This is a genomic window from Marivita sp., assembly GCF_965656765.1.
GTDB lineage: Bacteria > Pseudomonadota > Alphaproteobacteria > Rhodobacterales > Rhodobacteraceae > Marivita.
In genome coordinates this window covers 93,587-104,598 of sequence record NZ_CBFHLV010000001.1, presented here as the reverse complement: position 1 = coordinate 104,598, position 11,012 = coordinate 93,587, and the positions used below count along the sequence as shown (strand labels likewise).

The 11,012-nt window shown below is 57.2% G+C and carries 11 protein-coding genes; 8 read left to right on the top strand and 3 right to left on the bottom strand.

Annotation, left to right across the window (positions count from 1 at the left end; translation table 11 throughout):
• Positions 1-5: 5 nt before the first annotated feature.
• From ACTG4M_RS00525 to ACTG4M_RS00500, 6 genes are all read left to right on the top strand, one after another.
• The gene (locus ACTG4M_RS00525) at positions 6-1,349 is read left to right on the top strand and encodes a 1-acyl-sn-glycerol-3-phosphate acyltransferase (protein ID WP_439121672.1); all 1,344 of its coding nucleotides are present in this window, start codon (positions 6-8) and stop codon (positions 1,347-1,349) included.
• 161 nt (positions 1,350-1,510) lie between these two features.
• Positions 1,511-2,797 carry a crotonyl-CoA carboxylase/reductase gene (gene ccrA, locus ACTG4M_RS00520; protein WP_439121671.1) on the top strand — a complete coding sequence of 429 codons (1,287 nt, stop codon included), beginning with the start codon at positions 1,511-1,513 and terminating at the stop codon, positions 2,795-2,797.
• Between the two features lie 206 nt (positions 2,798-3,003).
• Entirely contained in the window at positions 3,004-3,219 is a 216-nt protein-coding gene (locus ACTG4M_RS00515) for a hypothetical protein (RefSeq protein ID WP_439121670.1), read from the top strand.
• Positions 3,158-3,877: a helix-turn-helix transcriptional regulator gene (locus tag ACTG4M_RS00510; protein WP_439121669.1), complete on the top strand. Its 720-nt coding sequence runs from the start codon at positions 3,158-3,160 to the stop codon at positions 3,875-3,877. Before ACTG4M_RS00515 ends, ACTG4M_RS00510 begins: the two co-directional genes overlap by 62 nt.
• Positions 3,878-3,993: 116 nt before the next feature.
• Positions 3,994-4,632, top strand: coding sequence for an acyl-homoserine-lactone synthase (locus ACTG4M_RS00505; protein ID WP_439121668.1), 639 nt, complete (start codon positions 3,994-3,996; stop codon positions 4,630-4,632).
• Positions 4,633-4,670: 38 nt separating this feature from the next.
• Positions 4,671-6,203 (top strand): ATP-dependent DNA helicase, encoded by a 1,533-nt coding sequence (locus ACTG4M_RS00500; RefSeq protein WP_439121667.1) that lies wholly within the window; start codon positions 4,671-4,673, stop codon positions 6,201-6,203.
• A gap of 1 nt (position 6,204) precedes the next feature.
• On the opposite strand, the gene ACTG4M_RS00495 is transcribed toward ACTG4M_RS00500, so the two are convergent.
• Positions 6,205-7,224, bottom strand: a complete 1,020-nt coding sequence (locus tag ACTG4M_RS00495) for an NADP-dependent oxidoreductase (RefSeq protein ID WP_439121666.1) — start codon at positions 7,222-7,224, stop codon at positions 6,205-6,207.
• 91 nt (positions 7,225-7,315) lie between these two features.
• Here ACTG4M_RS00495 and ACTG4M_RS00490 point away from each other — a divergent pair, with 91 nt between their 5' ends.
• Both ACTG4M_RS00490 and ACTG4M_RS00485 read left to right on the top strand, forming a co-directional pair.
• Positions 7,316-8,947: a long-chain fatty acid--CoA ligase gene (locus tag ACTG4M_RS00490; protein ID WP_439121665.1), complete on the top strand. Its 1,632-nt coding sequence runs from the start codon at positions 7,316-7,318 to the stop codon at positions 8,945-8,947.
• Entirely contained in the window at positions 8,937-9,371 is a 435-nt protein-coding gene (locus ACTG4M_RS00485; RefSeq protein WP_439121664.1) for a MaoC family dehydratase, read from the top strand. Before ACTG4M_RS00490 ends, ACTG4M_RS00485 begins: the two co-directional genes overlap by 11 nt.
• Here the strand turns inward: ACTG4M_RS00485 and rpe are convergent.
• Both rpe and ACTG4M_RS00475 read right to left on the bottom strand, forming a co-directional pair.
• On the bottom strand, positions 9,368-10,045 hold the full coding sequence (gene rpe, locus ACTG4M_RS00480; protein WP_439121663.1) for a ribulose-phosphate 3-epimerase: 678 nt from the start codon (positions 10,043-10,045) through the stop codon (positions 9,368-9,370). The genes ACTG4M_RS00485 and rpe overlap by 4 nt on opposite strands.
• A 30-nt stretch (positions 10,046-10,075) precedes the next feature.
• Complete coding sequence (locus tag ACTG4M_RS00475) at positions 10,076-11,011, bottom strand: 2-hydroxyacid dehydrogenase (protein ID WP_439121662.1); 936 nt, start codon at positions 11,009-11,011, stop codon at positions 10,076-10,078.
• Position 11,012 lies beyond the last annotated feature (1 nt).

Genomic DNA, 11,012 nt, shown 5'->3' with positions numbered 1-11,012 from the left:
CGGTCATGACATCGCAGGTGACATTACCTTTATGGGCTTTTTTGCTCATCTTGCTGTTCGCGGCGGTAACCTTTGCATCGCATTTCCTGTTTCCCTCGGTGCGGTGGTTCTTTCGCAGACGGATGGAAAAGGCGGTCAAGCGATTGAACGCGCGGCTTGAGAGGCCGATCCAGCCGTTCAAGCTGTTGCGCAGACAGGACATGATCCAGCGCTTGGTCTACGACCCCGAGATAACGCAGGCGATTGTCGACCACGCCAAGGTCGAAGGGGTTCGCGAGGACGTCGCCTTTGAACGTGCGCGCCGATATGCGCGGGAAATCGTGCCGTCGTTTTCGGCTTGGGCGTATTTCAGCTTTGCCATTCGTGCGGCGCGGTTTCTGAGTACAGCGCTTTACCGTGTGCGGATGGTACACCAAGACGCCGGATTGGCGGACGTTGATCCAGAAGCGACTGTCGTGTTCGTAATGAACCACAGGTCGAATATGGACTACGTGTTGGTTACGTACCTTGCTGCCGACCGGTCTGCGCTGTCCTATGCTGTTGGTGAATGGGCACGAGTTTGGCCCTTGTCACGGCTTATTCGGGCGATGGGCGCTTACTTTATCCGGCGCAAATCCCGCAATGATCTTTATCGCAAGGTTCTGGCAAAGTACGTGCAGCAAGCAACCGGGGCTGGTGTCACACAAGCGGTGTTTCCCGAGGGTGGGTTAAGCCTTGATGGCAGTGTTGCCGCGCCAAAGGTTGGCATTCTGAAATACATCCTTGAAGGTGCGGCTACGGCCCAAAGGGATGTGGTGTTTGTGCCGGTGGCGCTCAATTATGACCGGGTGCTTGAGGACACGATCCTGCTGCGTGCCCAAGTGCAGGGCGACCGCAAGTTTCGCGCTCGGATCAGTGTCGTGTTTCTAGCGATCTTGCGACAGCTTTGGCTTCGGATCACTGGCAAGTTTCACAAATTTGGATATGCCGCAGTGAGTTTCGGCAAACCTTTGACCTTGCGTGAAGTGGAGCTTGGGCACAGTAACCCTGATGTTCTGTCCGAGACCATCATGTCTCGCATTGCCGACGCGGTGCCCGTCTTGCCCGTGCCTTTGATCGCATACTTGTTGCTGACGAAGGGATCGATGGCGCGCGACCAGCTTGAGATCGCGTTTGGCGATGCGATGAAATCCCTTGAAGGCGCGCAGGTGCATTTGCCACGGAACAACCGGGATTATGCGGTCGAGTTCGGTCTGCGCAATCTGCTGGAACGGCGGATCGTGGTCGAAACGGATGACGTGCTAAGCATTCCGGCCGAGAAAGCGCAGCTGGCGCAGTTCTATGCCAACTCGATCAAGCACTTGCTATAGTTTCTGCTGCGGTTGCGAAGGCTTTGCTGCGGTTGCTGGGTCATAAAATTACAAAAACAGATGAAATCTTGTTGCATAATTTCAAGCGGCCCCCTATTTCAGGGTCAGACGCCGCGATTCTGCATTGCGGCACGAATTGAACATCACTGAAGGAGGCTCCGATGGCATTGGACCAGCAGACGGGCATCGCGGCATATGACGCGCCTGAAAAAGACCTGTACGAGATCGGCGAAATGCCTCCGCTTGGGTATGTCCCAAAGCAGATGTATTCGTGGGCTATTCGCCGGGAACGTCACGGTGAGCCGGAAAAGTCGTTTGAAGTCGAAGTCGTCGACACATGGGATATCGACAGCCACGAGGTGCTGGTTCTCGTGATGGCGGCCGGTGTGAACTACAACGGCGTCTGGGCCGGTCTTGGCCAGCCGATCAGCCCGTTCGATGGTCACAAGGCAGATTACCACATCGCTGGGTCTGATGCGTCTGGCATCGTTTGGAAAGTTGGCGATAAAGTTAAGCGCTGGAAAGTTGGCGACGAGGTTGTCATCCATTGTAATCAAGATGATGGCGACGACGAGGAATGCAACGGCGGTGATCCGATGTTCAGTCCCACGCAGCGCATCTGGGGTTATGAAACGCCGGATGGCTCGTTTTCGCAGTTTACCCGCGTTCAGGCGCAGCAGTTGATGCCACGTCCAAAGCACCTGACCTGGGAAGAAAGCGCCTGTTATACGCTGACTTTGGCGACAGCCTATCGGATGTTGTTCGGGCACCAGCCGCATGAGTTGCGCCCGGGTCAGAACGTTCTGGTTTGGGGCGCTTCTGGTGGCCTGGGGTCGTATGCGATCCAATTGGCCAACACGGCAGGTGCGAACGCAATCGGTGTCATTTCTGACGAAGACAAGCGTGATTTCGTGATGTCGATGGGCGCCAAGGGCGTCATCAACCGCAAGGATTTCAAATGCTGGGGGCAGCTGCCGACAGTTAACACGCCCGAATATAAAGAATGGTTCGCTGAGGCGCGGAAGTTCGGCAAAGCCATTTGGGATATCACTGGCAAGGGCAATAATGTGGACATGGTGTTTGAACACCCCGGTGAATCGACTTTCCCTGTGTCCACGCTGGTCTGCAAAAAAGGCGGTATGGTTGTGATCTGCGCTGGCACCACCGGTTTCAACTGTACGTTCGACGTGCGGTATATGTGGATGCACCAGAAGCGTCTTCAGGGATCGCACTTTGCGCATCTCAAGCAGGCGGCATCTGCGAACCAGTTGATGGTCGAGCGCCGTCTGGATCCGTGCATGTCGGAAGTTTTCCCGTGGGACGAGATCCCACAGGCGCATACCAAGATGCTGCGCAATGAACATAAGCCAGGCAACATGGCCGTGCTGGTTCAATCCCCCAAAACCGGGTTGCGCACGTTCGAGGATGCTTTGACAGCGCGGTCGTAACCTTCTGCTTACTTCTGTTTGCTATCTAGACCCGTGGGCCATCTGGCCTGCGGGTTTTTTTGTTGGGCAGCGTGTTTGATAAGTCAAAGTCCCTGATGTCACATCCTCGCCATATTTGGGGAGTTGGAATCAGGGAGTTTGCCAAATTTCTGCCACATGCTATGGTTGTGTTAACTTTCTGTTAACTATCTCAGGGTGACGGTGTCATGGGACATGACTGGATCATAGATGTGTTGACCGACCTCAAGACGTTTGCCGTGGCGAACGATCTGGATGCGTTGGCTGCCAAGCTGGATGATACGCAACTGGTAGCACAAGCAGAGATTGGTTCGCACGGCAAAGGGATAGACCGTGGGCTTCTTGGAACGAGTGCCGCAACTGGACGACGTGATCGCACGATTGGAGTGCGCCGCTCGTCTTGAGGAATTGCAGAACATCATGGAATGGCTGCGCGATTACTACGCGGTGGACGACATGGTGTATCATTGGGTGTCAAGCAACGGCACGCAATATGGATGCGGGACATATGATCCGAAATGGGTCGCACGATATCTTGAAAAGGGATACTTGCGTGTCGATCCGGTGGTGATTGGCTGCTATCAACGCTTTCATCCAGTTGATTGGAAACGGCTTGATTGGTCCGGCAAGGCCGCCCGTGCGTTCATGACCGATGCCGTCGCACATGGGATCGGAAATCAAGGTTATTCCATTCCGATACGCGGTCCGAATGGGCAATTTGCCTTGTTTACGGTCAGCCATACCTGCGCAGACGACGAATGGACGCGCTTTACCGAATTGAACCGACGCGATCTGATTTTGTTGGCGCATTACTTCAACCAAACCGCGTTAAAGCTGGAACCGGGACGCAAGCCTGAGCCGACGCAGCCGTTGTCACCAAGAGAGGTTGAAACGATGACCCTGCTGGCGGTGGGCTACAGCCGCGCGCAGGTGGCCGATACCTTGTCGATCTCTGAGCACACGCTGCGGGTCTATATCGAAAGCGCGCGGTTTAAACTGGGTGCTCTCAACACCACGCATGCGGTTGCGCGTGCAATGGCACGCGGGCAGATCGTGGTCTGACGACTGATTGTTTCCAAATTAGCTACAGTACTCCGCGCAACGGCCAACGTTCGGCGCTGAAAGACTCCCTTCACCTTTGAATACCAGCCTGTCCGCCAGCAACGGAGGATAGTCTCATGATTCGATACCTGTATGGCGATCAGCTGACAAAGTACCCGCTTTTGGCGCGCACCATGTTCGAGGATCGGGCGGATCAGTTTAAAACCCGGTTGGAGTGGGACGTCACGGTCAACAAGGCCGGGCAAGAGCGTGATGCCTATGACGACCTCAACCCGCTTTATGTGATTTGGGAAACTGCGCAGGGCACACATGGTGGATCAATGCGGTTCTTGCCCACGACGGGCCGCACTATGGTGAACGAGCATTTCCTTGATTTGACGGACGGTGTGCCCTTCCAAAGCCCGTTGATCTGGGAATGCACGCGGTTTTGTCTGTCTCAGAATGCAGAGCAGGGGACCGCAGCGGCGTTGATGCTGGCCGGTGGTGAAATCATGCAAGGCTTTGGTGTAAAACACTTTGTCGGCGTGTTCGATGCGCGTATGGTGCGAATTTACAATCGGATCGGCGCGGCGCCCGAGGTGTTGAGTATGCAAGGCGAAGGCCGACAGTCGATCAGCGTGGGACTTTGGGAGTTCTCGGAGGCGGCGCAGAAACAGGTGGCGCGCGTGTCCGACGTGACGCTGGAGGCATCGCGTGGCTGGTTCGATGCGGCGTTTCGTGACGTGGTGCCGCAACCCGATGTTAGTGCGGCCTGACGCTGGTGCCTTATGGCGGCTGAGGATAGTGTCGCGGCATGATAGTGCCCGCGCTTATATATTCGGAAGATCAGGCTGCCGCACATGATGCGGTGGCGGACATGCTGCGCGATGCAGGTGTCGATCTGGATGACGGTATCTTGCTGCCGCCGAATGACAGCAAAACCAAGATCATGGCGATCACCGGCAAGGCCGGATCCGGCAAGACGCTGCTTTTGGCAGAGCTGTGCAAGTCTTTGCAAAACGCGGGCGTCGACATCGTGTCGGCCGATTACGAAGGTCGCCGGCGTAAGGATCGGCGCACGCTGGCTGTTTTGGCGCCCACGAACAAAGCCGCGTTTGTCTTGCGTATGCGCGGCGTACCTGCAACGACGATCCATCGCATTCTCTATACGCCAGTTTATGACCCGGAATACGAGCGCATCGCCGAATGGCTGATGGGCAACGGCGAAAAGCCCGAGATTGAAGGCCTCACCGAAGAGGGCCTTGCGCGCGCTCAACTGTCTTACGAGTCGCATAAGTCGATCCCGGCGGCCTTGGCTGCTGCAGGACTGCGAGGATCAGATTTCATCACCGGATGGAAGCGGCGAGAAGATCCGTTGGATATCGGGTTCGTGGATGAGGCGTCGATGCTGGATGAACGTCAGGTCGAAGATCTGCGCGAGATTTTCCCGAACCTGCTTTTGTTTGGCGATCCAGCGCAGTTGGCCCCAGTGAACCAGTCCGGCAAGATGGTGTTTGAAACCCTTGCAACCAGCCAAGTGCTGAACCTTAGCCGTATCCACCGGCAAGATGCAGACAATCCAATCCTTGATCTGGCCCATGCGCTGGCTGATCCGCAGCTCGACTTTGAGGGTTTCGAGCGGATGGTCGAAGACATCGCGCGGACCGATGATCGGGTGATCTGGGGGCAGCGAGTCGAGGTTGATCTGATGGCACGGTCGCCGGTTCTGGTCTGGCGCAATGCGACGCGTATCCGTCTGATCAACGCATTCCGGGCCGTGCATGGCGCGCCGGAGGATTCGTTGCTGGAAGGTGAACCGCTGATCTGTGATGGGCTTGAATTGCCCCTGAAACACAGGAAAAAACGGCTCGATCTTGAGGCGCGTGGCCTGATCAAAGGGGCTCAGGTTATTTATCTGGGACCAGGGCGCAAGCCGGGGTTTTCACGTTTGCATGTGATCGGGGCGGAAGATCCGCAAGTGTCGGCGGCGTCGATTGTGAAGATCGAAAAGCCCGACGAAGAAGAACCATTCATCCCGTTTGCCGCACGGATGGGGGCAACCTTTTTGCACGGCGCGGCTGTGACTATTCACAAGGCGCAGGGGTCACAATGGGACGCGGTACAGGTCTTTGCGCCAGACTTATATGCCGCCGCACGGATGGGGCGGAGCGAGGCGGGTCAGCCTTTGTGGAAACGGTTGGCCTATGTGGCGATCACCCGCGCGTCGACCCGGCTGCATTGGGTGGTGCGCAACCGGTTGTCGAAACCTTCCGGGCCGTTGCAGCTTGATGATCTGAGGGCCGCACCTGCGGCCCCCCTGGCGCTTGAGGTTGAAGCCGAGTTGTAGCTCAGAGCTTTACGATCTGCTTGCCGGTATTGCCGCCTTTGAGCATGGAGATGAACGCATCCGGCGCGTTTTCCAACCCTTCCGCCACATCTTCAAGATAAGCGATTTCGTTCGCCGCAACCTTTGGGCCAACGTCTTTGAGGAACGCGGGATACTGATCCCAATGGTCGAAGATGATAAAGCCCGAGACCTGAAGCCGTTTGACCAGAATGCTGCGCCACATGGCGGGCAGTTGGTTTTCTGGCGCGATGTTTGAACCGCCATACCACGCGATCATACCGCATACCGGGATACGCCCGTGTACGTTCATCAGTGGCATCACGGCTTCCAAGACTTGGCCCGCGACGTTCTCCCAATAGATATCAACGCCGTCCGGGGCGGCCTCGGTAATGGCAGCGCGCAGAGATGTGGCGTCTGCGTGGGCGCGGTGGTCGATGGCAGCGTCAAAGCCGAAGGTGTCCGTGGCGAGGCGGCATTTTTCCGCCCCCCCGGCAATGGCGATGGTACGAAGGCCCATTTGTTTCGCCAATTGTCCGACCATGGACCCAACTGGGCCAGTGGCGGCACCGACGACCAGTGTTTCGCCAGACTTGGGTTTCCCGAATTCATTGAGGCCGACCCAACCGGTCAACCCGGGCATTCCAAGCACACCCAAAGCGGTCGAGGGCGGTAGCGACGGGTCAAGCTTGCGCAGTTCATTGCTCGGCAGGCAGGCATGGCTGGCCCATCCGGTCATGCCAGTGACCATGTCGCCTTTGGCAAAACCGTCTGATTTGCTTTCAAGCACGCGACCGACGCCTTGGCCTGTCATCGTGCCGCCCAGATCGACCGACGGGGCATAGCTTTTGACGTCATCCATGCGGCCGCGCATGTAGGGGTCCAGGGACAGATGGGTCACTTCGATCAGAACGTCGCCTGTCGATGGGGTGGGAACAGCACCGGTTTCCAGTTTGAAGTCTTCCGGCACCGGCGCGCCTTTGGGGCGGCGCGCGAGGGTGATGCGGGACATCGTATCGGACATGAATTCTCTTCCTCAAGGTTTGGGGTTGCGCGTGTTCAGTCGGATGCTCAGTGTATCTGGAACCACAGGGCAGAAGGCAAGGGAGGGCTTGATGCACGGATTGATGATGAACCGACCATTGTCGGTGATCGAATTGCTGCGCTACGCAGCAGAGATTCACAGCGCAGGTGAAATCGTATCGGTACGAACCGAGGGCGACCTTCACCGTCAGACGTATGCCGATACTTTCAAACGGACAGCGCAGCTTGCGCACGCCATGGCGGCTATGGGTGTGCAGCAGGGTGATCGTGTCGCGACTCTAGCGTGGAACGGGTATCGTCATTTCGAACTTTACTACGCGATTTCTGGCATGGGGTCTGTGTGTCACACGATCAACCCACGTCTGTCTGCGGAACAGATGCTATACATCATTGGCCATGCCGAAGATCGCGTGCTGTTTGTTGATCTAACCTTTGTGCCAATCCTTGAGGCGTTGAAGGATCAACTTCCTGTTGGATTGACGTTGGTGGTCATGACAGATGCGGCGCACATGCCCGACTCCACGTTGGATCTACAATGCTACGAAGACCTGATTGCGCCGCATCCAACGACGTATGACTGGCCAGATCTGCCCGAGGATACAGCGGCTGGGCTGTGTTACACGTCGGGGACGACAGGAAACCCGAAAGGGTCTCTCTACTCGCATCGGTCGACCGTGTTGCATGCCCTATTTATTGCGGTGTCGTTGCCGCGGTCGTTGCACGAGGGGGCGCGGCTTTTGCCCGTGGTGCCGATGTTCCACGTCAATTCCTGGGGCATGCCCTATGCCGCGCCTATTGTCGGAGCGTCGCTGGTCATGCCGGGGGGCAAACTGGATGGACCATCGCTTTATGATCTGATGGACCGTGAACAGGTCTCTGCAAGCTGGGGCGTGCCGACAGTCTGGCTCGGGCTGCGGGCAGAGATCGAAGCGCGCGGTAAGCCGCCATCAACGCTTGATCAAGTGGTGATTGGCGGATCTGCAGCGCCGCGCAGCATGATCGAGTTTTTCGAGAAGTTGGATATCGATGTCTGCCATGCGTGGGGCATGACAGAAATGAGCCCGGTTGGAACGCTGGGTCAGCTGCCCAAATCCATGGATGATGCACCGTTCGGTGACCGCATGGCGCGCAAGTCTTTGCAAGGACGGCGCATGTTTGGGGTGGACCTCAAGATTGTCGGTGAAGATGGACAACGCCTTCCGCATGATGGCGAGGCGGTTGGAGAGCTTTACGTGCGCGGCAACGGTGTGATTTCCGGCTATTTTGGGAACGATGCAGCAACCGAGGCGGCGATGGACGCGGAAGGCTGGTTTGGTACTGGTGACGTGGCGAGCATCACTCCTGATGGGTATCTGAGCATTCAGGACCGATCGAAAGACCTGATCAAATCGGGTGGAGAGTGGATCAGTTCGATTGATCTGGAGAACATCGCGATGGCCCATCCAGACGTTGCCAATTGTGCGGTGATTGCGATTGCGCATCCGAAATGGGATGAACGCCCGGTGCTGGTGGTTCAGTGCAAGGACGGCAAAGAGCCCGATCTGCAGGCCTTTCACACGCTGATGGAGCCACACTTCGCCAAATGGCAATTGCCGGATGACGTGCTTTACGTTGATGGTCTGCCGCTGACCGCGACGGGTAAGGTGTCCAAGCTTACGCTGCGCAAGCAGTTTGCTGACTACGTGTTGCCGGATGCCCGCTGACCTTTTGCGGAACCTGCCGCCCAGTCTGTCGCGGTGGTACGAGATCGGACAGGAGCGGATCAACGCGTTTTCGGATGTGACCGAGGATTGGCAGTTCATCCATTTGGACGAAGAGCGTATGGCCCCTTTGGGTGGGACAATGGCGCATGGCTTTCTCACGCTGTCGATGTTGTCGGCCATGTCCTACGACGTGCAACCCGAGATACCGGGGATGGTGCAAGGGTTGAACTATGGGTTCGATCGCATCCGTTTTGTCAGTCCAGTGCGCGCCGGACAACGGATACGCGGGCGATTCAGCGTGGCAGACGTGGTTGAAAAACCGGGCCGCTATGACATGACATGGGATGTCATGGTGCAGATAGATGGATCAGACCGGCCTGCACTGGTAGCGCAGTGGATCACCGTGTTTGAGGTTGCCACTTAGACAACGCTACGGATCGCGCGGATGTTTTCGCCGTATGGGGCAGGGTTTTCGACCGATCCGCCACGGAACACCGCAGAACCTGCGACCAGGACATCGGCACCAGCGGCCACAACCAGTGGTGCGGTGCTGGGATCAACGCCGCCGTCAATTTCAATATGCACTTCGCGATCGCCGATCATCTCGCGTAGCTCGGTGACTTTCTGCACGCAGGAATGAATGAATTTCTGTCCACCAAATCCCGGGTTCACGGTCATCACGCAGATCAGGTCGACCATATCGAGCAGAGGCGCAGCCGCCTCGGCCGATGTGCCGGGGTTCAATGCAAGGCCAGCCTTGGCACCGGTTGCGCGGATCGCCTGAAGTGTGCGGTGAATATGAGGGCCTGCTTCAACATGGGCGGTGATCACGTCTGCGCCTGCATCCGCAAATGCTTCAATGTAGGGATCGACGGGCGCGATCATCAGATGCACGTCCATCACCGTTTTGATGTGGGGGCGGATCGCTGCACATGTTGACGGTCCGAAGGTAATGTTGGGCACAAAATGCCCGTCCATGACATCGACGTGAATCCAGTCTGCGCCTTGCGCCTCGACCGCCTGGATCTCTGCGCCGAAATTGGCAAAGTCGGCAGACAGAATAGACGGGGCAATTTTTACCGAACGGTCAAATTTCATTGTGGCAGCTCCTGCTTGGTTGGTGCGGGCTTAGTACCCGGCGTCCCGATCGACAAGGTGCAAGAACGGCTCACCCGCCTCGCCGCGCCGGATATTTTCGGCAATGGCACGCGATGCGCTGGGCGGTCGGGTTTCAGACGCGATGTGGGGCGTGACAGTGACTTTCGGATGCGCCCAAAAAGGGTGGTCCTGTGGCAGGGGTTCAACGCGGAACACGTCAAGCGTCGCATGGCCGATCTGGCCACTGTCAAGCGCGGCCAGCAGCGCGTCATCGTCTATCAAAGGGCCGCGCCCAGGGTTGATGATAAAAGCGCCCTTGGGCAACATCGCCAGTGTTTCTGCATTGAGCGTGTTTTCTGTTGCAGGCGTGCTGGGCAGCAGCAGAATCAGGATTTGAGACTGTTTCAGAACTGCATGCAAACCGTCTGTGCCTGCGTGGCAGGAAATGCCGTCGATCTGTTTTTGGCTGCGCGCCCAGCCGCTGACCGGAAAGCCAAGGCGTGTGAGAGACTGACCGCACGCGGTGCCCAATTCGCCCAACCCAAGAATGCCGACTGGGCGGTCTGATGCCACTGGCGGTGCATCCGCGATCCAAGTGTGATCCGGGTTGACGATATGCGCGTCCATCCCAAGATGGTGACGCAGTGTGTGGCCGGTGACCCATTCGACCATGCCTTGCGTCAGGCCTTCATCATCGACCATGCGGGCGTAAGGCACTTTGAGTGTTGGGTTGCTCACCGCGTCTTCGACTCCGGCCCAAAGGTTCAGGACCGCCTTGAGTCGTGTGTAAGGTGTGAAATCCTGCACCGGGGAATTGGGGGCATAAACGATGTAGTCCACGTCCGCAGGGGGCATGTCGGTGTTCAGTGCGTAGTCCACGCCGATATCGTCAAACGCCGCGCGCAACGGGGCTTCGTATTGCGCCCAGCGTTTTTCGTGGGCGGCGAATAGAACATTGATGGGCATG